We start from the raw sequence: 25,464 nt of genomic DNA, 5'->3' as shown, positions 1-25,464 counted from the left end.
CCCAAGTCTGATCACTCCCGATGGTCGCTTCCGTGTGTGGCGGCGCTCGGAGGCCCTGAGGACGTCGGACGGAGCGTCCGGTCTCATGGCGTCGGCGCGGTTTCGGTCCCCGGTCCCGGCTTGACCAGGATCTCCGCCTCGATGAAGAACCCTGGCAGACCGTGCGAACCGCCCCAGCCCGCGCGGGTGATGCGGTACGTGGTTCCGCGGGCGAGAATGAGTTCGAGCTCCTCGGGGAAGTCGCTCCTCTCCCCGACCCAGAGGCCGCGGGCCCCCCGTGGCAGGGTGAGGTGAACGACGTGAACGAACCTGGATCCGTCACTCGTGACCGGTCGGTTGCCCAGCGACGTGGACATGAAACCCGGTTCGGTCTGGACGGTACCGACCAGGGAGTAGGGATCGTTGCCCCGGAGTCCCTCGAGGAACGAGACGTGCCCCAACCCCCGGACCACTTCGACCGCCTCCGGAAGTGGCCGGTCGACGGCTTCGTCGAGCCGGCGCAGTTGTTCGGTGGTCGACGCCGCGGTCGGGAAGACCCCGTCGTTGGACTGGGCGAGGACACCGGCGTCGCCCGCGTTCCGGTACCAGTGGTCCAGCTCCGCCTGGGGGTCGTCGGCGGCGAGGATGTACCTGACGAAACCCTCGGCGTGCTCGGGGACACCACCCGCGGAGGTGAGCTCCCGCAGGCGGTCGAGGGTGGGCCAGGTGAGGTTGTTGACCTCGTAGAGTTCCCAGCCGCGGTACTCCATCGGCATCTGCGAGATCTGCGAGGTGGTGTCCCTTCGTACGTCGTCGAGCGTTTCTGCGACCCGCGCTTGCGACAGGTTCTCGCGGACCACGTGGTTGAGCCACCCGTGGGTCGTGTACCCGAGTACCCGCTTCTGCTGGTCGGGGGCGAGCGTGTCGAACGCGTGGGGGTTGTTGTCCGGGTCGTGCAGCCACCGCCCGTAGGCGAGGAGCTCCCCTGGCGAACGGAACCGGCGTACTCCGAGGCCGTCGACGTACCCCTTCGCGTCTGCGGGCGGAGCGGCGGCGGTCGCCGTGTCCCCCTCTCCCAACGGGGTGTTCCCGTCCGCGGGGCCGGCGTCCGCGGCCGGCGCGGACGATGTCTCGGGGACCGGAGCCGTCTCCACCGCGGGACCGTTCTCCGCGGTCTCGCTCCCCGCCACCGGGGGCCCGTCGCCGGACTCGGTGTCGGCTCCGGTCGAAGGCGGGAGGAGGACCTCGGCGGACAGCAGGAGCCCTCCGGGGGTGCTTTCGGCCGCGGTGACACGGTACGCCGTCCCCCGCGGAAGGGCGATCTGGTGGTTCTGGGGCTGTGAACCCCACTCCCCGAGCCAGAGTCCGTGCGCCCCTTCGGGCAGGGTCAGCCGAACGGTCGCCGCCCGGCGTCCTCCCGCACCCGCCGGGTCGGGGTTCACGGAGACGGTCGTGTACCCCTCCGTGGACTGGACCGTGCCCACCAGGGCCGACGGGTCGGTCTCGTCGTATCCGACGAGACGCCGCAGGGCCGGGGCCTCCCGCACGACCCACGTCGTCTCGATCGACTCGGGGATCGGGTGGCCTACTGCCCGGTCGTAGGTCCGCAGCAGCGCCTGGACGCCCTCGGCCGAGGGGTAGACCCCGCCGTTGGCCGCGGCGATCACCCCGGCCCTGCCCGACCTGAGGTAGAGCCCGTCCAACAGGCCTTGAGGGGAGGGGGCGCCCAGGATCTGGGCGAAGAAGTGGGACCTGGCGCTGTCGGCGTCGTCCGCCGCGTCCAGGATCTCCTGGAGGCGGTCGAGGGTGGGCCAGGAGAGGTCGTTGGCCTCGTAGAGTTCCCAACCGCTGGTTCCCTGCGTACCCGCGATCGTGGGCGAGTCGGTGCGGCTCATCGACCGCATGCTGTCCAGGTGTCCCTGGACGCTGTCCGGGGGGACCAGGGCGAACTCCGCCAGCCAGGTGGCTTTGCTCAACGCCTCGGCCACGCCGCGCTGGTCGTGGGGAAGCGTGTCCGGAGTGGTCATGCCGTGTTCCGCGCGCAGGGCACGGTGCGCGTACCAGTGTGCTTCGTCCGGGGTGCGGAACCTCCGGATGCCCTTCTCGTCGACGTGCCCGCTCGAAAGGGGGTCCGCGAAGGGCTCGCGAGTGACGACCACGTCCGCCATGATCTCGGTCACATGGGTTCCCGAGTTCGGGTCGAGGCTCTCCCGTGAACCGGTGACGCGGTAGGTGGCGCCGCGGGCGAGGGTGAGCTCGCGTTGCTCGGGTTCGTAGCTGCGGGAACCGATCCACAGGCCGTGCGCGCCTTGGGGGACGTTGAGGCGCAGGACGTAGGGGAAGGGGTCGGCGTCGGTCTTGAAGGGGCGGTCGCCCAGGGTGGTGGACATGTAGCCGGGCTCGGTGTGGACGGTGCCCACGAGGTCGCGGGGGTCCCCGCTGTCGGTCGCGCGGAGTAGGTGGTCGATGGTGTGCAGGCCCCGGCTGGCCACGACGCCTTCGGGTAGGGGGTGCTCCACGGCGCTGTCGAGCAGTCGGAAGAGTTCCCGGACGCGGTCGACGTCGGGGTAGGTGCCGTTGTCGTGCCCGGCGATGACTCCGGCGTAGCCGGCGTTGTCGTACCAGTACCGGAGCTCGGCGGCGGGGTCGCTGGCGGTGAGGACGTAGTCGATGAGGTCGCGGCTACGCGGAGGCAGGGGGGCGTCCGAGGCCTGGAGGTCGCGTAGGCGGTCCAGGGTGGGCCAGGTGAGGTTGTTGGCCTCGTACAGGTCCCAGCCGTGGGCGGTCTGCGCGGTGTCCGGATGGGCGGCTTCGCTCTGGGCGTGGGAGCGCCACTGCGTGAGCTGGCGCATGACGTCCCGGGGGGCGAGGGGGCTCATGCGGGCCAGACGGGTGATCCAGGCGGACCTGGTGTAGGTGTCGACCATCTTCTGCTGGTCGGGGGCGAGGGTGTCGAAGGCGTGCGGGTTGTTGTCCCGGTCCTGGAGCCACCGGTCATAGGCGTCCAGCTCCTCGTCTCCGTCGAACACCCGGAAACCGCCGGTGTTGACGCGCCCCCTGCCGTCGCCTGCGGGCGGCGCCTCCTCGGAGGGCCACTCCGAGGAGGCGTCCTCCGGTGCCGGGGTCTGTGCGGACGACCCCTCGACCGCGGTCGGGGCCGGGATGGTGGTGGCCGTCAGCTCCAGGCCGTCATCGGTGATCCGGACACCCGTGACGCGGTAGGCGGTGTCACGGGGGAGGACGATCATGTACGGATCGGGGGTACCGCCGTCGTCTCCGACCCAGAGGCCCTGACTGTCTTCGGACAGGGAGAGGCGGACGACGGCCACGCTGTCGCGGTCCTGGCCGGTGAAGGGCGAACTCCCCAACGTCGTGCGGAGGTACCCCCGCTCCAGCTGCTCGGTGCCGAGCAGGGAGCCGAAGTCGTCTTCGTCGTACCCGTTGAGGAACCGGAGGTCCCCTTCGATGTCCAGGGCGAAGGAGACCTCGACCGCTGCGGGCAGCGGTCGGGAGACGGCGCTGTCCATGGCCCGGACGAGTTCGAGGGCCCTTTCGGCTGTCGGGTAGACGCCGCCGTCGGTCCTGGCGATGAGCCCGGCCTGGTCCGCGTTGTCGTACCAGTAGTCCAGTCTCAGTTGCGGTTCGGACGACTTGAAGACGTCCGCGGCGAGCTCCGCGAACGCCGGAGACGGGGTGTCGGCGGAGTGGAGTTCGCGTAGCCGCGCGAGCGTGGGCCAGGACAGGCCGTTCCTCTCGTAGAAGACCCATCCGTTGGGGTCGTCAGCGTCATCCGAGGCCAGAGCGCTGACCTGCCGCCAGGAGTCCAGCTCGGCCCGAAGGGCCGTCACGTCCGAGGTGCCGAGGCGGGCGATCTGGTTGAGCCACTCCGTTCCGGTCTGCGCGGTGACGACCTCGCGCAGTTCAGGTGGGAGCGTGGCATAGGTATGGGGGTTGCTCTCAGGGTCCTCGAGCTGTTCGGCGTACGCGTCGAGTTCGCCGCGGTCGCGGAACCGGCGGACGCCGTCCTCACCGACGAGGTCCTCATCGCTCCGGACGGGAGCGCGAGGGGCCGTGAAGCCGTCGTCGGAGTCGTCCCACCGGTCGAGGAGGGGCCGGTCGTCGTAGCCGTCGTCACTGCCGTCGACGTCCATGCCGTCGTCCGGGTCAGCGCCGTCGTCGCTGTCGGTCTCGTCGGCTGACAGCCCGAGGGCGGAGGCGAGGGTGGTCTCCTGGTCCGCCGAGAAGGAGGGGCCCCCGGCCTCCGCCGCGGGAGCGTCGTCATCCGTCTCCATCATGAACACTGTGAGGTCGCTCGAGGCGGTCGAGGGTGGGGGCCCCTCGCGTTCGTCGCTCTCCAGGCGCGCCGGGGGAACGTCGGAGGTGTCGATCCCGGGGGACGCCGGGACCGTCCGGTGGGACGGGCCGGATCCCGGGTCGGCGGGTCCGTCGTCGTCGCCCGTGTCCCCGTCCGAGGTCCGGGGCGCCGTGTTGAGGAGGGACGTCCACTCGTCACCGAGCGACGGCGTCTTGGGGCGCAGCCCCAGGGAGTGCTCGATCTGGTCGGCGATCGGCCGGTCGGAGCCGGGACCGGGACCGCTCTCGGGGGCCTCTCCGGGGCGGGTGAACCCGGCCAGCCGGCGGTGCGTCTCGTTGGTGGCGCTCGTCCAGGCCGCGATCGCCTTGTTGTATGCGGTGCGCGCGGCCCTGAAGACCGCGGCCTGGTTCGTGTAGGCGGTGCGGGCGTCGTCGAACGCGCGCTGACTGGTGGGGGTGGGGTTGTCGGTGTGCTCGGAGTACCTGGTGAGGTAGGCGTCTACCAGGGCGGGGAGTTTGGCGCGTTCGGTGGTGTAGGTGGTTTCGGCGTCGGCCATGGTCTTGGCGGCCGTGAATTCGGCGGTGATGGGGGTGTGGGCGTCGTCGGCTTGTTCCTTGGTGAGGATGCCGAGGTTGATGGCGTCTTCCTGGGAGATCCAGGCGGTGGTCTTGTTGGTGTGGTTGGCGGTGAACTGTTGGGGGGTGGTGCCGAAGGCGGTTTTTTGTTCGGTGCGGGCGCCGATGGTCCAGGTGGTGTCGAATTCGACGAGGTAGGCGGTGCCCAGGCGCTGGCGTTCGACCTTGGAGGGTTCACCGGTGACCAGCGTGTCGCCGGTGGGCGATTCGTTCCGCCCGGTCTGGGCGGCGGGGTCGGCCGAGCCGGTGAGGATCGCCTCCTTCTTGGGGTCGTCAGCGTCGACGGCGTCCCGGCCGGTGGGGCGGAACCCGGCGGTCGTGGAGGTACCGCCGCTTTCGGAGCGGTCGTGGGAGATGCTCGACCCGCCGCCCTCCGTGTAGCCGAGTCGTGTGTTGGGGCGGGCGGTGAGGATGCGGGAGTTGGTGAAGTCGGGTGTGGCGGCGGCGCGCCATTGGGTGCGGCCGATGTTGAGGATTTCGGTGCTGGTGGTGGCGGTGAGGCTGTGGGAGAGGAGGCCTTTGAGGGCGGTGGTGTTGAGGGTGTTGTCGATGGGGGTGTAGCGGGTGTCGAGTTTGAGGTCGTGGGCGATGTGGGTGCGTGCGTCGTTGGTGGTGCGGGTGTGGTGTTCGCGGAGTTCGTTGAGTTGGTGGGGGGTGGGGTTGTCGCCGTGGTCGGGGTAGGGCTGGGGGGTCCAGCCCAGGGAGTGGGCGATGGGGTGCAGGGCGGTGTCGCGGATGTCGGGGCCGTGGATGGCGGTGGGCATGATGATGGCGTCGCGTAGGGCGGCGGGGGGTGTGTTGAGTTCGCGGGTGGCGGTGGTGATGGCGTGGTCGAGGGTGTCGCCGGCTCGGGGTGTGGTGGTGGGTGGTGTGGGTGTGGTGTCCAGGGTGTTCGCGGGTGGGGGTGTGGGCGCGGAGAAGTCCAACGACGAACCCAGGTGGAACGTCCGGACGGGGCCGCTGTCGGCGTGCCCGCGCACCGGTTCCTTGCCCTCGGTCTCCAGGGTCAGGGTGAGGGAGGTGTCGTGGGTGACCCTCGCGATGGGGCCGGACGACTCCATGACGATGGAGTGGGGCCGGTCCTCCCTCCGGGTGGTGCTCTCCGTCTCCGAACGGGAGGACGTGGCGCCCGCCGCGGGCGACGTGAGGTAGATGTGCTCGTTCGGGAGCCCCTTCGAGGTGTCGCTCGGGTCGCCGTAGGACGCGGGCTGCCACGGAGTGAAGGCCGCGCCGGTGGAGTGGTCGGTGCCCCGGGAGTCCCCCTTCGACGTGTACGACTTCCAGGAGTGGCCCTCGGCGGTGAAGACGGACGAGGTGACGTAGTCGACCCGGGGATTGGTCCTGGACAGCTCCACCAGGATCCGGGCGGGCTTCGACCGGAACCCCGTCCCGGTCGACACCACCTTCACCGGGACGGGCGGTATCACTCCGCTCGTGTTTCCCAGGTGCTGGGACAGGGACGCGAGGAGCCGTTCCTTGCCCCCGCGGGTCAGTTGGAGCTCCTGGGTACGGAGCTGGACTTCCAGGTCGCGGATCGCGGCCGTCGGGTCCGCCGGCCGGTGCTGCTGGCCCGCGCCGTCGAACCCGGTGCGGACGCGGGCGTCAGCGGGGGGTGTCGCGTTGGTCTGGGTGGCGGGTTCGGGCGTTCCGTCGTCGGTGAGTGCGACGGCGTCGTCGATGATTCCGGCCTGTTCGGCGTCGCGGGCGGTGATGAAGCCGGAGGCGAGGTCGTTGACCCTGGCCTTCCAGCCCGCGTACCTGTGCGACCACCAGTTGGGGAAGTTCAGGCCACGGTGCTTCTTGAACTCCCACGCCTGGGAGATGGTGCCCGCCATGTCGAGCGTGTAGACCGTCGCCTTCCCGGTCAGCAGGAACAGTCCCGAAGCCGAGGAGACCCCGGAACCAGTGGTCTCCCCGCGGCGGAAGAAGTTCCAGTTGTGGGACGGCCCGGCCATGGGGACCGGGCCCGTGGAGCTGCTTCGGTCGGCACCGGAACCGACCCCGCCCTCCTGCACGGAGTTGCTGGTACCGCCGGCGAAACCGGTACCGCTGAGACCGAGGCCGAGGGTCTTCGTCGTCGCGGCACCGGCGGAGGAGGAGGTCTCTCCCGAGAGCACCGTCTGCGCCGTGATGGCGCTCATCCCGACGATCCGGTCGGGCCGGACGGTCGTCGCACCGGTGGCGCGCATGTCGTTGGGTGACCGCCACGTGCCGCCCATCTCGATCCTGCCCCGGTGGCCGGAGGGCGAGAACGTGGCGGGGTCGGTGGCCAGGGACACGGAGGAGAGGAAGTTGGTGAAGTAGTGCATCCCGCCGACGGTGTCCAGGAACCCCCGCAGCTTGCGCCTGCGGCCGTCCGACACCGGCCGTTGGTCCGCGAAGGTGTCGAAGGTCTGCTGGAGCACACCGTTGGCGGAGCGCGTGGCGTCGTCTCCGAGCACGCTGAGGCCGACCCTGTCGATGGTGGCGCCGTGGTCGACGGCTGCCCGTGCCCGGCGCCCGAGCTCGTCGGTCGGTGCCGCGTCGGCCGGGTCCTCCGGACGCGGGTCGACGAGCGCACGCGCCTCCTCCGGCGTGAGGACGGACTGGGAGTCCGGTTCGCTCGCACCCCGCCTGACGGGGATCGCGTCCGCGCGCTTGGGGGCGGTCAGCGAGTACCGGGCCTCGATCGGGGTGCCGAGCAGGTCCGTGCCGTTGTCGGTGCGGCCGGACAGGGTCTGGGCCTCGTTGTGGAGCCGGGCGGTGAAGCTGACCGTTCCCCCCCAACGGTTCGAGCCCCCGGAGAAGGCGAACCGCTGCTCCGAGCCGTGGGAGACGCCGTGGGTCGCTTCCTTGCGGTTGGCCCTGCTCAACCTGAGGGAGGCCATGACGCCGCCGAGGAGCCGGGCCAGGCCGTGCGCGTCCCCTTCCGCCGAGCGCATCATGCCGGCGCCGAAGGACAGGGAGAGGGCGTGCGTGGATCCCGATGCCGACTCTGCTCCCAGGTCCGTGCTCCCGCCCGTGCGCAGTCCGGTCTCCGTGGTCGTGGTCCCCTGGTACTCCAAGCCGGAGAAAACGCCTTTCAGGGACAGGGTCAGGACGTTGGGACGGGTGAGCGACCTGTCCCGCGCCATCAGCTTGGGGTCGATGCTCGCGGGTTCCGTCAGGACGACGCGCAGGCCGTCGGCGGACGCCAGCCTGTCGCGGTTGCGGCTGATCATCGCCTCACGCACCACGTTGCGCACGTCGATGGTGTTCTGATGGGCGACACTGGACGACCTACGGAAACCCCGGCGCTCGCGGAGGGTCCTGGTGCGGGACGAGGTGCCGCCCCCGTCCGGCCTGCGGGCGTAGAAACGCGGGTCGCGGGCGAGTTCGGGGTTGACCAGCCCCGGGTGCTCGCGGGCGATGCCCTCCAGGAGGCGGTTGGTGATCGTCTCCAGTACGTCGCGGTTCTGTGCTTCCCCGGCCTCTCCGTCCGCGAGGGTTTCCCCTTCGCCCGGGGGGACCGGTGTGAGCGAGTGGTGGTGGGTACCGGAGAAGTTGGTGACGCGCTCGCCCCGCAGGTGCGCGAACGGCGGTTCCGCGCCCTCAGCGGCTGGGGCGGGGGACTCCTCGCCGTCGGCGGCGCGTTTGAGGCCCGCCGCGCTCTCCTCCGGAAGGAGTTCCACGGCGCGCGTGTCGAACGTGTGGGTCCGCGTCTCCCCCTGCAACTGCAGGGACAGGGTGCGTTCGACGTCGAAGGCGGTGAAGCCTTGCGTGTTCGGCTTACGGTGCGCGAGGGTCCGGTTGTGGCCGGAGGCGGAGGCGGACTCGGCCTGCGAGGACAGCGACTTCCCGTAGCTGTACTCCAGGTGGGGCATGTTGAGGCGGATCGAGCCACCGGTGCTGAGGGGGACGACGACCCCGAGCCCCGCTCCCACGGTCGTCGTGAAGCTGGTGCCGCGGCTCTTGCCCAGGGCGGTGCCCGTTTCGACGGTGTGCTTCAGCCACGCCTCGTCGACGTTCGGGGTGTGGTCCTTGGCGGTGTACCTGTCGGGGGAGGAGGACATCCGCAGCATGATCTCGCCCAGGACCGGGTGCGTCACGCTGACCGTGACGGCGCCCGTGTCGAGGTGGGCGAGGTACTCCTGGATCGAGTCGTTGTCGAAGAACTTGGCGATCTCCCCCTGCCACTCCCGGATACTCCTGTCCCTCAGACGCTTGGTCAGCCTCGCTACGAGGCCACTCGTGGCCTTCTTGTGCGGGGAATAGGCGTCGGAGACGAGGTAGTCGGCGATCCAGGCCCCCAGCTCCCGGTGCGGACCGGCGTCGTCCCCCCGCGGAGTGACCGAGGTGACCGAGATCGGCAGACTGTCCGTCGGCCCGTCGGGCAGCCGAGCGGGCGCGCCGGTGTCCTGCCCGGGGCGGTCGGCGGTCAGGTCGATGCTCTCCGGGGTGCCGTCCGGCCGCGGGGAGACCTTGCCCGCGAGGACGAGGGCCATGCCGTTCACGATGACACCGCTCTGGAACCCGTCGGACCGTCCACCGGTGGTGGCCGTCGAGGGCGCGGTTCCGTCCCCTCGGGCAGGGGTGTCCGGCGGATCGGCCCCCGTGTCCTCCCCGTTGGCGGGGCTGTTCCCCTCCCCGGCGGAGCCATCGGCCTGAGGGGTGACCCTGACCCGGACGCGCAGGTCGTTGAGGTAGACCTCGGGCGGGTTGTAGGTCTGGTACTCCAGATCGGTGCTCACCGTCTGGCTACCGCCCGCGGAGGCGCCCCTCCGGCCGCCGGCGTATCCGCCCCCGACCGTCACCCAGGGCCCGGCGGCGAAGCTGCCGGTCACTTCCCCCAGGAGCAGCGGGCTCCCCGTGAACCGGGCGCTGATCCCGCGCCTGGGGTCGTACGCCGAGGTTCCCCCCGTTCCGCTGCTGTGGGAACGCTGCTCCTCGCGCGATTCCAGCGGGGCCACCGACTCGCGGTGCGGGAGGTCGAGGTGCCGGAAACCGTTGGGCGTGTCCGACTCCAGGGCCACACGGATCGTCCAGACGCGGGCGTCGTTTCCCGTCTCGTCCGAGACGGTGATCGTGCGGCCCTCGGGTGAGAAGAAGACGACCATCCCCTCGTCGTGGGCGACGCGGTCGATCTGCGACGTCACCTTCGAGTACAGCGACGTCGGCATGTCGGGCGCCTGGGCGGTGATCAGGTGTCCGACGACCTCGGGTACGCGTTCGGTGTAGAGCCGGTCCGAGGTGACGTACCGGGACCGGACCAGGTAGTCCAGGTCATAGGTGGCGGCGGACTCGTCCCGGGGCAGCGTGCCGGGGTAGCTGCGCGGATGCTGCGCCTGCTCCCGCGCTGCTTCGGCGCTCTCCCGGGCCGTCCTGGAGAGTTCGGCGGTCTCGTTCAGGACCTCGGTCCTCACAGCGTCGAAGGCGCGCTCGGCACGCTCCAGCCTCCGCAGGTTGGCCTCCCGGTCCTGCTCCGCCATCCGGACGAAGTCATCCGCGATCCGCGTGGCCTCCGCGGCGGCACGGTGGCCGGGGAACCGGTGCACGACCTGCCGGGCCGTCTCCGCGTCCGCGCGAGCTTGTGAGAGCGCGGTTTCGAAGGAACGCTCGGCTGTGCTGAGGGAGCTGCGCGCCCCTTCGTGGGCGGAGCGGGTCTCGCGGTTCAGGTTCTCGGCACGGCTCGCCTCGGCCTCTGCCCAGCTCGCGTTCTCCTCCGCGGTGGCGCGGTCGCCCGCTGCCCGTGTCTGTGCCAGTGCGTCGGCCGCGGAGCGGTTCGCCTGAAGGGCCTCGCCACGAATCCTCGCTGCCCCGGAGGAGAAGGCGTCCAACTCCTGGACCGTGTCGTTGAGCGACTCCCGAGCCTCCCGGATGTACACACGCGCCGCTTCGGCGGGGAGGGAGAGCGCGTCGCCGGCGGCCCTCTCCGCCGTCTGGGCCTCCGCGTCGGCACGGGCCGGGTCCGATGCGGCGGAGACGCCCGCGGTTTCGGCGCGGGATGCCGTCGCGTCGCTCGATCCGAGCGCTGCCCGTGCGGTGGAGTTCTCGGAGGACAGCTCCGCCATCGCCCGGGCGACGGCCAACGACTGTTCCGCGCGGTCGGCCTCCCGCTGACTCAGATCGAACTGTCGGTGCGTGTCGTTGGCGGCGGCGCGGGCGCTCTCGGCCGCACCGACGGCTTCGGCCACCCGGTCGAGGGCCGTGTCCCGGTCCCCCGTCGCGATGGCCGCCCCGGCGCGGTCCCGGGCATCGGTGGCGGTCAGGGCGGATTTCGAAGCCCGGTCCCGTGCTTCGACCACGGCGTCGGCGGCGGCCTCGGCGCTCGTGCGAGCCCCTGCGGCCTCGCCCAGGGCATGGTCGACCCCTGCCCCGGCCGCGCGGTCGACGGCGTCCGCCAAGGCCTGCTGGCGCGCCCCGGCCGCGTCGGCGGCCGCGGCCGCACGCTCGCGGGCGGTGGCGGCGATGTCGGAGATCGAGCGCACCTGCCCGGCGCGCTCCGGTGTCCCACCGTCGGCGGTCCCGGCCGCCCCCGCGGCCGCGTCCGCCGCAACGCGGGCCGCGCCGACGGCGACGTCGCTGGCGGTACGGGCGGCCCGCACGTCTGCCGCCGCGTCGTCACGCGCCTGCGCCAGGGCTGTGACACCGTCCAGGTCCGACGGAAGGGGTTCGGGCACCGCGCCGACACGGTCGCGCGCCTGCTCCGCCACCGCGGTCGCGGCTGCGGCGAGCTCGGCGGCCACCCCGACCACGGTGTCTGCGGCCTGTGGGGCCGCGTCGGTGCCGGTGAGCGCGGCGGCCCGGGCCGCCAGGCGGTCGAGCGCCTCTCCGGCCCGTTCGAGACCGTCGGCCGCCGTGTCATCGGTGGTCCCGGCCTCGGAGGCCGAACCCGCGATCTCCGTGGTGAGCCGATCGGCCTCGGCCCGCAGCTCGGTCAGGACCGCCGCGGTCTCGTCCGACCCGGCGCGTCCGTCCGAGTCCCCGGCGTCGTCGGCGGCCGGGGCGGGCTCTGTCGCCGCCCGGTCGCGCGTCGCGGCACCGGTGTCCGGCGTCGCCTCGGTCAGTCCCAGCGCGCGTGCCATCGCGTCGGTGTCGGCCTCGGTCGGGGCAGCGGTGCTCTCGGACGGATCGGTGACGTCCTCCGCGCTCCCGGTCATGGCGTGGATGGTCAGGTTCTCCGAGTATCCGCCGTCGGCGGCGGAGGGGATCGGCGGATTGCCTCCCGGTGGGATGATCTCGGCGTGGAGGAGGTGCCCGCGGCCCCAGGGTTCGGCGGAGACGATGCGGTAGGTGGTTCCTCGGGCGACGATGAGCTCGCGTTCGCGGGGGTGCAGGCTGCGCTCGCCCACCCACAGGCCCCGGGTGCCCGCTGGGAGAGTGAAGCGGATGAGGTCGGTCGGGGCACCGCCCGCGGCGCTGGGGGTGTTGCCCAGGGAGAGGGACATGTAGCCGGGGTCGGCGTAGGTGTTGCCGACCAGGGAGGAGGGGTCGGCGGTGCCGCCGGCGCCCAGGTGCTCGAATCCGTAGACACCGCGTACCGCTTCGACGGCCTCGGGCAGGCTCTGCCCGGTGGCCAGGTCCAGGCGTTCGATGATGTCCAGGACGTCCTGCGCGTCGGGGTAGCTTCCGTTTCCCCTCTTGTCGCGGAGCGTGCTGGCGATCAGGCCCGCGCTGCCCGCCCGGTCGCGCAGTTCCTGCATGCGGGTGTTGGGGTCGGGGGACTCGAGGACGTCCCGGACGACTGCTTCCTGTGCGGGGGTGAGCCTTCCGGCGTTGAGGTGGGGGAAAGGATTCCCAGGTCGGGCCATCGGCCGTTGCCGATTTCGTAGAGCTGCCATCCGGGGTGGGGCTGGCTCTCCTGCCGCCGAAGGTCGAGTTCGGCCTGCACGGTGGCCTCGTCCAGAGGCTGTATGCGGGAGAACTCGGCGATCCAGCTCTCGGCGGTGTAGGCCTCCACGTACCTGCGTGTGCGGGCGGGCAGGGAATCGAAGGTGTTGGGGTTGAAGTCGGGGTCGTGCAGGAGGTCGCCGTAGTCGGCGACGTCCGCTTCGGAGGGGAAGCGGAGGGTTCCTGAGCCGTCGAGGCGGCCCAGACCGTGGGAGGGGGTGCCGCCGGGGTGCGCCGGGTCCTGCAGGCCCATGCCGCGGGCGAAGGCGTCGAGGGCGGCGTCGTCGAAGGCGGCCGAGACCTCGTCCGGGTCCTGGGCGTCCGAGGGCTGCTCGGTCATGACGTTGATGAGCAGGTCGTCGGAGTGGTCGGAACGGTACCCGTCGGTGTCGTTTTCGCTTCGGCCGTCTGAGGAGGTGACGCTCTCGCTGTCGGTACTCGCGGTCCGTGGCGCCCCGAGCTCCAGACCGAACACGGTCCGGAGCTGACCGTCCAGAGAGGAGTTGTGGGTGGTGTGCGCGGGGTCGGGGTCGGGGGCGGGGGTGATGCCGCTGAGGTGCTGTTGGGTGTGGTCGGCGGCTGTGGCCCAGGCGGTGACGGCGTCGTCGTATGCGGCGCGGGCGGTGTCGACGATCGCCACTTGGCGTGTGTACTCGGTGTAGGCGGAGTCGATGGCGGCCCGGTCGGCGGGGTCGGCGAGGGCGTCGGTGTAGGCGTTGACGAGGGCGGGGAGTTTGGCGCGTTCGGTGGTGTAGGTGGTTTCGGCGTCGGCCATGGTCTTGGCGGCCGTGAATTCGGCGGTGATGGGGGTGTGGGCGTCGTCGGCTTGTTCCTTGGTGAGGATGCCGAGGTTGATGGCGTCTTCCTGGGAGATCCAGGCGGTGGTCTTGTTGGTGTGGTTGGCGGTGAACTGTTGGGGGGTGGTGCCGAAGGCGGTTTTTTGTTCGGTGCGGGCGCCGATCGTCCAGGTGGTGTCGAATTCGACGAGGTAGGCGGTGCCCAGGCGCTGGCGTTCGACCTTGGAGGGTTCACCGGTGACCAGCGTGTCGCCGGCCGGGTTGGTGGAGGAGAGGGAGCGGCCGGCGGGGTCGGCCGAGCCGGTGAGGAAGGCGCCGCGGTCGGGGTTCTCCGTGTCGACGTTGTGGTTGGCGATGGGGCGGGCGCCGAAGGTGGTGGTCGTGCTGCTGTTCTGCGCGTGGCCGTGGGTGATGACTTGACCCTCGTCCGTTTTCTGGACGAGTCGTGTGTTGGGGCGGGCGGTGAGGATGCGGGAGTTGGTGAAGTCGGGTGTGGCGGCGGCGCGCCATTGGGTGCGGCCGATGTTGAGGATTTCGGTGCTGGTGGTGGCGGTGAGGCTGTGGGAGAGGAGGCCTTTGAGGGCGGTGGTGTTGAGGGTGTTGTCGATGGGGGTGTAGCGGGTGTCGAGTTTGAGGTCGTGGGCGATGTGGGTGCGTGCGTCGTTGGTGGTGCGGGTGTGGTGTTCGCGGAGTTCGTTGAGTTGGTGGGGGGTGGGGTTGTCGCCGTGGTCGGGGTAGGGCTGGGGGGTCCAGCCCAGGGAGTGGGCGATGGGGTGCAGGGCGGTGTCGCGGATGTCGGGGCCGTGGATGGCGGTGGGCATGATGATGGCGTCGCGTAGGGCGGCGGGGGGTGTGTTGAGTTCGCGGGTGGCGGTGGTGATGGCGTGGTCGAGGGTGTCGCCGGCGCGGGGTGTGGTGGTGGGTGGTGTGGGTGTGGTGTCCAGGGTGTTCGCGGGTGGGGGTGTGGGCGCGGAGAAGTCCAACGACGAACCCAGGTGGAACGTCCGCACCGTTCCGCCGTCGACCGTGACGGTCTCCACGACCGGCGGTTTGTATTCGATGTACGTGGACTTCCCGTCCGCCTTGACCCCCGCGGTCGGTACCAGACCGTCGCCGGGGACCTCGACGGTCAGGGTGAGCGAGGAGTCCTCGGCGATCTTGAGGTAGGGCCCGGTGGTCTCCATCGCGATGGAGTTGGCGGACTCCGAGGCCGTGGACCTGCTCACCGCCTCACCCCGCGTCTCGGCCGTCCCGACCACCGGTGAGAAGAGCATGAGGTGGTGCTCCGGCTGCCGCTCGGCCGGGTTGTCCTGCCCGCTGTAGGGCACCGGCTGCCAAGAGGCGGACTCCGCGCCCAGCGTCCTGGTGGTCTCCTTCTTGCTCTGGCTTGCCTGCTCGGAGTTCCAGGAGTGGGTCTCGATGGCCGCGACAGCGGTGGTGACGTAGTCGACCCGGGGGTTGGCCTTGGTCAGTTCCACCTGGATCCGGGCCGGCCTGGAGAAGTGGGCGTTGCGGTCCGTCGAGACCACGTTGACCAGGACCGGCGGGAGGGCGCCCGTCACGGTTCCCAACTGCTCCGACAGGGTCACGAGAAGGCGTTCCCTGCCGCCGCGGGTCAGTGTCAGGTCGTGTGCGCGGAGCCGGGTCTCCAAGGTGTCCACGGCGTTCGCCGGGTCCACCGGGAGCGCCTGTCGGCCGGCCCCGTCGAAGCCCGGGCGGACACGGGCGTTCTCGGGCGCGGCGGGGTTGGTCTGGGTACCGCGGGTGCCGTCGGCGCTGACCGCGTCCTCGATGATTCCGGCCTGTTCGGCGTCGCGGGCGGTGATGTAGCCGGAGACGAGGTCCTCGACCCTGGCCTTCCAGCCCGCGTACCTGTGCGACCACCAGTTGGGGAAGTTCAGGCCCCGGTGCTTCTTGAACTCCCACGCCTGGGAGATCATGCCGGAGGCCGTGAACGCGTAGGCGATGTTCGTCTTGGAGATCAGGGTCAGCGCGGAGTTCGAGGAGACCCCGGAATCGAGCGTCTCCCCGCGGCGGAAGAGGCTCCTGGTGGCGGAGGGTCCCGCCATGGGGACGAGGCCCTTCGCGGAGGACCGCTTGGCGTCGGAGTCGCCCCCGTTCTCCTGGACGGTGTTGCTGGTGCCGCCGGCGAAACCGGAGAAGCGGGTGAAGAAGCCGGTGATCTTGGTGACGGCGGCGGAGGCCCTGGAGACCGTCTCGCTCTGGTAGGTGGCCTGCGCCTTGCTCTGCCGCAGGTCCGTGATCCTGTCGACCTTGACCCCGGTGACGCCGGTGGCGCGCATGTCGTTGGGGGAGAGCCAGGTGCCGCTGAGCTCGATCCGCCTGCGGCGGCCCGTGTCCGAGAAGGTCGCCGGGTCGGCCGCGACGGCGGTGGGCGACATCAGGGAGCTGAAGAAGTTCGCTCCTCCGATGCTGTCGAGGAACGCGCTGAGTTTGCGTCGGCTGCCGTTGAACCAGAAGCTCCGGTCGTCGGAGAACATCTCGAACGTGCGGCGCAGCAGGTTGCGGCCCGGACCGCCGTCCCCCGCGTCGCGCAGGAGCGGGCTGACGTGTTCGATGATCGCGCCGTGGTCGAGAAGTGCCCGGGCCCGGGCCTGGTCCGGGCCCGGTGCCACGGAGCCGTCCTCGCGGGTGCCCTGTGGGGCCCGTTCGTCGTTCCCGGGCCGATCCGTACCGTCCTCGACGGCGGTGTCATCACGCGGGTGGGCCGAGGCGCCGTCACCGTCCCGCGCCGCGGTGTTCCCCTCGTCGGCGGGGGTGCGCCGACCCGGGCGGGGGTCGAGCATCTCCCGCGCCTCCTGCGGGGTCAGCGTCGACTGGTCCGGGGAGTCCTGGTCCCGGGTCTCCACCCGTGTGATGAGGTTCTGGCTGACCCCGGTGGGCGTGACCACCGAGTAGGTCGCCTTGATGGGTCGGTCCAGCAGAGGGGTGCCCCGGTCGTCGCCGCTGATCTGGTCGGAGGCGTCGTGGTCGTGCAGGCTCGCGTAGAAGATCACCTCGCCGCTCCACCGGTCCGACCCCTCGGGGAAGAACAGGCGCGCGTCGGAACTGTGTTCGAGCCCGTAGGCGGCGTCGAAGTGCCGCACGCGGTTCCAGCCCACCGACGCCATGAAGCCACCGAGCACACGGGCGAGCCCGCGGGCGTCACCGTCGGCGGAACGCGTCATTCCCGACCCGGCCGAGAGCGTGGCCGTGAAGGCGCTCCCCGTCGCCGACTCCGTCGCCGTGGAGGCGGTCCCCCGCACGCGCGTACCGGTCTCGGCGGTGCTCGTGCCGTCGGGGGAGAGGCGGCCCAACCTCGGGTGCAGTCGGACCGTGACGACGTCGGGACGGAGGAACTCCTTCTGCCTGCCCATCAGCGTCGGGTCGATGGTCGCTGACTCCCGCAGGCGGATCGCCAGCCCCTCGCCGGAACGGGCGAGCTTCTCCAGGTTGTCGTTGCCCAGAGTGCTCTTGATCGTGTTGCGGATGAGCCTGGTGTTGTTGTAGGCGACATCGTAGTCGCGCCGGAAGCCCCAGCGCTCGCGGAACGTGCGCTCGACGGGGTCGGCGCCCTCCGGCCTCACCCTGTCGGCATAGGTCTTCCGGTCGCGGCCCAGTTCGGGGAGGACCAGTCCGGGGTGCTCGCGCGAGAGGCCGGTCAGCACGTCGTCCAGGTACCGTTCCATCACGGTCCGGGTGTCGTCGCCGGTCACGTACGGTTCCGGGGTCCGGATCCCGGACGGGGTCGTTTCCCGGTCGGCTGTGTCGCGGGTGGTGCCCTCCGGAGCCGTTGCGCGGTCCTCCGGGCGCGGGGAGCTCCACTCGAAGCCGAGGAAGTGCGTTCCGTGGAAGTGCGTCGGGCGGTCGCCCTGCAAGTGGGGGAAGGGAGGTGTGCGGTCGTCGTCTCCCCGGCCGCGGGAGAAGTCCGCGCCCTCGGCCGCCCGCTGCAACTGGTTCGCGGTCTCGCTCGGGAAGACCTGCACCCCGTTGACGGTGAACCGGTGGGCGTCGTCCTCCCCGTGGACCTGTACCCGCAGTTCGTGGGTGGCGTGGTAGGCGGCGTACTGCTCCCTGGAGGACACGTAGCGGTTGAGGGAGCGGTGCTCGGCCGCACTCGAGACGGTGTGGGTCTCCGAGGAGAGCGACTGCCACCAGGTGGTTTCCAGGTGCGGGGCGTTGATCCGCAGTGTGCCACCGGAGGGGAGCTTCGCCACGGCGCTGAACCCGACCCCTCCGGTCACGGTGAAGCTCGTGTTGCGGCTCTGGGAGAGACTCGTGCTGTCCTTGATGCTCTCCTTGAGGGTCACGTCGTCGATCTGGGGGGAGTGGTCGGCCACCCGGAACTCGCGCGGCGTCGCCGAGAGCTTCAGCATCACCTCGCCGACGCGCGGGTGGGAGACACTGATGGTGATGGGCCCCCGGTCCAGGTGGGGCAGGTATTCCTGGAAGGAGTCGTTGCTGAGGACCTCGCGGATCTCGTGCTGCCACTGCCCGACGTCCTGACGGGTGCCGGGACCGAAGAGGCCGCGCAACCAGCGCAGGGGCGCGATGCCGCGGTTGGCTTCCCTGTTCAGCCGGTAGGAGTCCGAGACCAGGTAGTCCGCGATCCAGGAACCGAGGTCGCGGTGCGGCGAGGGGGAGCTCCCGTCCGCGGTGCTCGGCGAGACGCTGTCGATGACGATGGGCATGCCGCCGAGGGGGCCGAGGTTGCGCGGCCGGGTGCCGGGGCCCGGCCCGCCGCCCGAACCGGTGAGGTCGATGTGCCGGGGCATCCCCTCGGCCGAGGGCTTGGCCTGTCCGGCCAGCGCGAAGACCATACCGTCGCGGACCACCGCGGAGCCGGGCGGGGGAGTCACGGCGGACGGTGCGGTCGAGTCGCCGTCGGCGGAGTCCCGGTCCTGCCCACCTGTCCGCGAGTGCGCGTCGGCATCCTCCGGCTGGTCGGTCAGCTCGGCCCACACCCGAAGGTCGTTGGCGTAGAACTCCGGATCGGCGTAGGTCTCGTGCTCGACCAGCGACGTCATCTGGGTGGTCCCGCCGTGGGTACCCGCCCGCCGGCCCGGGAGTAGCTGCCTCCGATCGTCACCCACGGGCCCACCGCGTTTCCGGCGACGTCCCCGAGCAGGAGCGGACTGCCGGTGAAACGCGCGGCCAGGACGCGGCGAGGGTCGTAGGAGGAGGACCCGCCCGTCTGCGCCGAGTGTTTGCGCTCCTCGTCGCGTGCCTCCCAGGGCGACCCCGTCTCCCTGCGGTCCACGTCGAGGTGGCGGTACCCCTCGGGGTCCTCGGAGGCGAGCGCGATCCGGACGGTCCAGCTCCTCGGGCCGTCGTCCGCGGCTTCCGCTCCCTCCCGCGCGTCCGTGCCGTCCTCCGTGACGGTGACCTCTTGGCCCCCGGGGGCGAAGAACGCGAGCATCCCGTGTTGGTGCGCCACCTCGTTCAGGGCGACGTCGATCCTGTCGCGCAGGTTGTGCGGCGGATCCGTGATGCGGTCGCCGACGATGTTCGCCACCGCATCGTGAACCGCTCGGGTGAAGATCCGGTCGGGGCCGCTCAGACGCGAGGTGAGCAGGTATTCCAGGTGGTAGCGCGTGTCGGAGTCCTGGCTCAGACGGGAGGCTGCCGGGAGGTCCTGGGGGAGCAGGGCCGCCGCCCGGTCCGCTTCGGCCCGTGCGGCGTCCGAGTGGCGCCCCGCCTCGGCGAGCGCGTCACGGGTCCTTCCGAGCTCCTCGCGGGCCCCGTTGACCAGGTCCTCGGCGCGGGCGATCTCCCCGAGGTTGCGCGGGGTCGCGGGGTCCGCCCCGTCCAGGGAGGCGCGCAGAGAGGCCGACAGGGGCCCCAGGGCGTCCACGGCCGCGGTGTTCCGCGCGACGAGATCGGGCCGGGCCGAGTCCCGGGCGCTGTCCCGGGCCTGCCGCGCGGCCTCCGCGGCCGCCCGGGTCTCCTCGACCGCGCGGGTCAGGTGTTCGGCGGCGGCACGCACGGCGGCGGCGTCCCGGGGGCGCGCCTGGTCTGCGCGGACCGCTTCGTGGACGGCGGCTTCGGTGAGAGTCCTGCGGTTCTCGGCGATCCCCTGCTGGCGCGCGGCCTCGTCGGCGGCCGTGCGCGTTCGGGCGGCGTGGTCCGCCGCTCGCTGGGAGGCGTTGGTGAAGGCGTCGGCGGCCACGGCGTTGACGGCGTGCAGCCCGGTGTCGGCGTCCTGGGCGTGCTGCCGGGCACTGTCGCGTTGTCTTCGGGCGCTCCCCAGGCTGTCGCGGGTCTCCGTCGAGAACTGGACCGCCCGGTCGTGGACCCTCAGACCCTCGGTGGCCCCGGCGATCCGTTCCACGAGTGCGACCGCCGCCGTGGCGTCCGCCACGCCCCGGTCGGCCCTGCCTACGGCGGCGTGCACCTCACCGGCCGCGTCGGATGCGTCGGAACGGTCCTGGACCGCCTGTTCGGCCGCGGTGACGGCGGCCTCGACGTCGGTGGTCTCGGTGGTGACGTTCCGGGCGTCGGTCGCCCGGTCGGACGCCTCCCGCACGGACCGGTGCCCGTTGGCTGCCTCGGCCGCTGCCCTGCGCGTTGCCGCGGTCGCCTCGTCGATGGCGTTGCGGGCGCGCTCCATCGCCTTCCCGGTGGCTTGGACCGCCTCCGCGGTGGCCCTCGCCAGCGCTGCCGCGGTCTCACGGGCGTGGGCCTCGGCGTTTTCGCGTCGCTGTCGGGTCAGCGTGTGGTTGTCCCGATCAGCGGCCTCGCGTGCGACGGCGTCACGGTGGGCGTCCGTCCCGGGCTCGGCGGCCCGGGTGGCCTGTTCCGCGCGGGCCACCGCGGCGGCTGCCTGTCTCTCCGTGGAGCGCGTCATGTGTGCGGCCTGTTGCGCCGCGCGGTCAGCGATGACGGTGCCCTCGCGTGCCCTCACCGCCTGTTCGGCGGAGTCGACGGCGTCGGCCGCGGTGGTGGCTCCGGCCGTGGCACGGGCTGCCTCGGCGGCCCGCCCGGCGGCCTGTTCCGCGCGGGCGGCCGCGGTGGCGGCCTGCTGTTCGGCGCGGCCGGCGATGTCCGCCGCTTGGTCGGAGGACATCGCCGGCCGCGGCCTCGACCCGGTGGTGTCGCTCCCGGAGCCGCTGTCGCTGGTCTGCTCCGTGCCGCCGGTCCGAGCAGGCGCCCCCGAGGCGTCGTCGGTGTCCGTGCGCCGGTCCTGCGGTGCGCCCTCGCCGGAACCCCGGGGCGCACCCGACGCGTCCCCGGTCTCGGGCACCCGCGCGGTGTTGACGGTGACCTCGGTACCGCGTGTGGCGACGACGGAAGGGTCCCGGTCGGCGGGATCGAGCATGGCGTTGCGGACGTAGGCCGTGTTGAGCCGCCCGCCGGGGATCCAGAGCCGGGCGCGGACCGGGTCGTTGCGGTCCCGGAGGTTGCGGCCGATGCCGCCGACCAGGTTCCGGGCGTCGTCGAGGTTCTTGGGTGGCAGGTCCTGTCCGCTCAGGGGCGCCCTGCGGTTCGAGGGGTCCGAGAGGACGTACATCATCGCCAGCGCGAGTTGGCGCGCTTGGCGCACGGAAGGGTTCTCCGCGGAGCCCTCGCCCGGCCGGTGGACCAGAAGCCGCTGGACCTCGGCGCCCAGGGCCCAGGCCCGACGCGTGTCCCCGTCGGTGAGCGCGCGGGTGATCTCCGGGAGCCGGTCGAGCGCCCGCGCCGCCCGTGCGTCGCGCGGGTCGGGTACGGAGGGCTCGCTCTGCCGGTCCCGCCCCACGGTGTCGGTGTCCGACGCGGTGCCGGGGGGCCGGTCGGTGCTCGGGCCGGTGTCCGGCGCGGTGTCGGAGCTCTGCGTCAGGACGGGTTTCGCGTCGTCCGAGTCCGGGACCGGATCCGACCGGGTGTCAGGAGCGCCGTCCCCTTCGGCCGACCGCTCGCTGACGGTGGCCGGTCCGGGGCGCGCGTCATCCAGCGCGGCCCGGACGGATCCGAGGGTGAGCCGCCCCCCGGGGAGCCAGAGCCGGGCGCGCACCTCGTTGGCGCGGTCGCGGAGGTTGCGTTCGATCCCGCGGAGGAGAACACCCGTGTCCTCCGCCTTGTCGGCGGAGAAGTCCTGTGAGTGCACGGGGAGGCGTCGGTCCGACGTGTCGGAGAGGGTGAACACCAGTCCCAGGGCGAGGTGATGGGACCGCTGGACCGAGGGGTTCTGCGGAGCGCCGTCCGTGGGGCGCGGGGAGAGCAGGTGGTGGATCTCGGCGCTCGCGGCTCGCGCACCGGGGAGGTCTCCGACGGCGAGGCGCTCGGTCACCTGCTGGATCCGGTCCAGGGCCCGATCCGCGCGCGCGTCCGCCGTGGAGGTGTCCGGTGTGGTCCCCGCTTCTCCCCACACGGGGACGGTGGTGGACGTGGTCGGCTCGTCCGGGCGTGCGGACGGCGCGCTCTCCTCGCTGGTCGGGCGGTGGGAGCCGTCCGCCGGATCCTCTGCTCCCGTGTCCGGGGTGGGCGTGCGCGGGCTCTGCCCTGTGTTGTCGGAACCCGCTCTGTCGGAACCCGCGTCCCGGGAAGCCGACGGCCGGTCGGTGGAGCCGTTCCCGGGGCCGGTGTCGAAAGCGGTCAGGACGGTCTCCGACGCAGCCGGGATCGGGCTGGGAACAACCGGAGTGTCCGGCTTGCCCCCCGAATCCGCGCTCCGGGGCTCGGAACCGTTCCTGTCCGGGTCGTGCACCGTCGCGTCGGACGCGTCGGTGGTGACGCTCGACGCGTCGGAGTCGTCGTCGAAGACGGACGAGGCGTCAGTGGCTCCGTCGTCGAGTGACGCGGTGTCGTCGGTGTCGGTGTTCGTCACCTCGGAGGAGGGGCGTTCGGACCCCGGGTTGAGCAGCGCGTCGTACGAGTAGGGGGTCGTGCCGCCGTCCGTCGGCGGCACGGCGGTGCCCGAGTCCGGCCGCGGTTCGGGTGCGGTGGGAGCGATGTCCGTTGGCCGGTCCGTCCCCGTGGGGGAAGGGCGGGCGGAGGGCGCGTCACCGGAGCCACCGGTGGCGGAGGGGGACGGCGCGCTGGAGTCGGTGGAACTCTCCGTACGCACGTTCGCCCGATCCGTGCTCGGAGGCGGGGACGCCGCTGCGTCGGCGCCGGACGAGGGCGTGTCCTCGCGGCCCGGCCCGCTCTCCGTCACGGGTGCGGTGCGGTCGTCGACCGGTGACTCCTGGCCGGTTTCCGGCTCTCCCAGTGCGTCCCGAGTGGCCTGTTCTCCCCGGTCTCCGGAGTTGCGGGCCGGGCGCCCCCCATCCGAAGCTGCGGGCGGGGCCGTGCTCCGCTCCGCTGTGGCCGAGGACGCGGCGGGGGAGGGGGAGGGCTGGACCGGAGCGGCGACGATCGGCGCGCCCCCCGCGACGGCCGTCCCCCCGGGGGAGGTGTCCTCCGCTCCGGGCCCCTCCCCCTCGTCCCGCGTGACGGGGCCCGTGGTCGGGCCGTGGGTGGTGGTTTCCCCGGTCACGGGCGGTTGGCCCGGAGGGGAAACGGGACCCTCGTGGAGCGGGCCGGGCTGCTCGGCCGTGTGGTCGGCCCCCTCCCTGTCGACGCCGGGAGCGGCGTTCTCCGGCGCCCCGCTCGCCTCGCCGCGCGCATCGGACCCCCGGCCCGTTGGTGCCCCGGGTCCGGTGGGCTCCGCGCCGCCTGTGCGAGCGGGGGAGGCCGGGTCGTCCGAAACCTCCGGTGCGTGCGGGACGGGCGGAGGGGTGCCGTCTTCGGAGGGGGCCGGCTCGGAGCGCTCGTCCTGGCCCGGACGGTCGACGACAAGCGTGGTCGTGTCGGGGCCGGTGCCCTGCCCCCGACCCGGTTCGGGATCGCCGACCGGGGGGCGCGCGCCGTTGTCGGGTGACGGGGCCGCAGGGGGAACGGCCTGTTCCTCGGGGTGATCCCCGTTCTGGGGCTGTGGTTCCGGGACGGGAGGGGGCGGCAGGTCGGGGGGCGGGATGGAGCCCCCCGGGCCGCTGAGGGAGTTGATTCCGGCCAGCGCGGAGTCGGTCGTGACCTGCTGCGTCGCGTTCATGGTGGCACCCGAGGTGGCGGACCACGGAGTCACGGTGAAGCCGTTACCGGTGGCCGCGCTGCCCAGCCCCTCGCCGAGGGTGCCCTCCGCGGCGCCGCTTCCCGCTCCGAGCCCGAGGCTCTTCACGTAGGGCGCGAAACCGTCCATGGTCCGGTTCAGGGACCCGTTGAGGTTGGTGGGCACGTCGACCAGGTGGTCGCGCACGTGTGGGGGCAGCTGGTCGCCGAGCGTCCTGGAGAGCTGCGGTCCGAGATCGGGTTCGTTCCACGACCGAATCAGCGTGTTCGCGTAGTCATCGCCCAGCCGCCTCGCCTGGTCGGCTCCCACGCTGCTGCCGAAGGAACGCTGGAACACGTCTGCCACGTCGTTGCGGAACGCCGACTGGCTGACCGCGTTGTCCCAGGCCCGGGCGCCGGTGGGGGCGTTGGGGTTGAACGGGAACAGGAACTCGTCCCGATGACGGGTGAAGAGGTTGGCGAGGTCCTCGTTGAGCGTGCGCGTGCCCGGCCCGGCGTCGGGAACGGGGGACGGTCCGCCCTCGGGCGCCGGGTCGGGTCGCGGCGTCGGGGCCGTGGGCACTTCCGGATCGGGCCGCGGCGCCGGGGAGGCGGGTACGTCCGGGCCGGTCTTGGGCGGCGGTACCGCGTCGGGCACGGCACCGCTCTTGGGGGGCGGGGGGACGGGGTCGGGCAGCACGCGCAGATCGTCGACGTTGTTCGTGAAGGACTTCACGAACCCCTTGTTGAGGAACGCTCCGATACCTCCGGAGAGCCCGGCCGAGAGGAGGCCCTCGAACACGGCTCCCACGTGTGCGTCGTTGATCAGGCCCTGGTCGAATCCGTCCCGGTGCCCCTTGGCGATCTGGACGCGCTGTACCAGAGCACCGAAGCTCGCGAAGACATGGCTGATGATCTGGTGGGTGGGGACGGTGAACAGGAGCCATGCGAGGAGCCGTCTGACCGCCAGGCTGCGGATCGCCTTGAAGATGGGGATCCACTTCAGGCTCGCGCCGAAGGTGAACTTGGCCATGGCGATGGCCCAGGTGATCTCGGCGATGAGCTGGGCCAGCTGGACCCAGACCATCGCCACCATGTAGTCGAGGTTGGCGGCCGCCTTGCGCAGCTCCGTCGAGAGCATCCGGCTCGTGCTCGCGGCCTTGCCGACGTAGTCGCGGTCCCCGGTGGTGAACGCCGCCAGGGACCGGTCGTAGTGCTCGGAGGCCGCACCGCCGAAGTTCCGCCTGACCCGGGACCGCGTCGTGTTCATGACGTCGGTGAGTTCGTTGGTCAGCTGGTGGGAGAGGCGGTCGTAGACCTCCGATACCGCGCGCATGCTCGGAGCGCTGGCGGGCGGCAGGTCGATGCCCAGCAGGACCTTGATGGTGTTGCGGCCGGAGTCGCTCATGTTGCTGGGGTCAATCGGCATGTTCGACCCCTTCCGCGCCACGCGACTCCGAAGCGACGGCAACGCTAGCACCATGCGATGGTGAGGTGGAATCGGGATGGTGAAGGACCGGCGTTCGCCTCCCGTCACACAAGCGGGTTGTTTCGACCTCGTTTCCCTTGGCGGTGTGACGGCTTTCGGGGAGTCCCCGACAGCCTCTCCCGTGACCTCCGTGTTCCCTCGGCGGAGGTTCGGGTGTGGCAGGTGTCACTTTCCGGTGTGTCGGCGGTTGCGCGGGGTGTCGCGGTCGAGTCCGAGATGCGGGACGCCCCGTTGTCGTGCGGGGCAGTACCCGGCGGGTGGTGCACCACCGTTGATGTGGTTTTTTGTCCCCCTTTACGTGTTTCCTGTGCTTGCCAGGACGGGTTGCGGAGGGGGTACTTCTCCGTGGCGGCGGGTTTCGGATCTCTTCGGGATCCGTTTTGTTGCATGCTT

3 protein-coding genes are annotated in these 25,464 nt (G+C 71.7%); all 3 read right to left on the bottom strand.

Features of this window, described 5'->3' with window-relative positions; genetic code table 11:
• Positions 1-83: 83 nt before the first annotated feature.
• From AC0VYD_RS17220 to AC0VYD_RS17210, 3 genes are read right to left on the bottom strand one after another with little or no spacing between them, the layout of a single operon-like run.
• Complete coding sequence (locus AC0VYD_RS17220) at positions 84-12,590, bottom strand: ADP-ribosyltransferase (RefSeq protein ID WP_475480289.1); 12,507 nt, start codon at positions 12,588-12,590, stop codon at positions 84-86.
• Positions 12,551-18,601 carry a hypothetical protein gene (locus AC0VYD_RS17215; protein ID WP_475476543.1) on the bottom strand — a complete coding sequence of 2,017 codons (6,051 nt, stop codon included), beginning with the start codon at positions 18,599-18,601 and terminating at the stop codon, positions 12,551-12,553. The genes AC0VYD_RS17220 and AC0VYD_RS17215 overlap by 40 nt, the downstream gene beginning before the upstream one ends.
• Positions 18,598-25,011, bottom strand: coding sequence for a hypothetical protein (locus AC0VYD_RS17210; RefSeq protein ID WP_475476542.1), 6,414 nt, complete (start codon positions 25,009-25,011; stop codon positions 18,598-18,600). The genes AC0VYD_RS17215 and AC0VYD_RS17210 overlap by 4 nt, the downstream gene beginning before the upstream one ends.
• Positions 25,012-25,464 lie beyond the last annotated feature (453 nt).

This window comes from Nocardiopsis sp. iso_40 (assembly GCF_056173285.1).
The sequence above is the reverse complement of the archived record's forward strand: the minus strand, read 5'-3'. Positions and strand labels throughout refer to the sequence as shown.

Excerpts from the sequence above, each read along its gene's own strand:
- AC0VYD_RS17220 (WP_475480289.1), bottom strand. The coding sequence starts at position 12,590 with ATGCAGGAACTGCGCGACCGGGCGGGCAGCGCGGGCCTGATCGCCAGC.
- AC0VYD_RS17215 (WP_475476543.1), bottom strand. The coding sequence starts at position 18,601 with ATGACGTCGCTGGTCGAGCACGAGACCTACGCCGATCCGGAGTTCTAC.
- AC0VYD_RS17210 (WP_475476542.1), bottom strand. The coding sequence starts at position 25,011 with ATGCCGATTGACCCCAGCAACATGAGCGACTCCGGCCGCAACACCATC.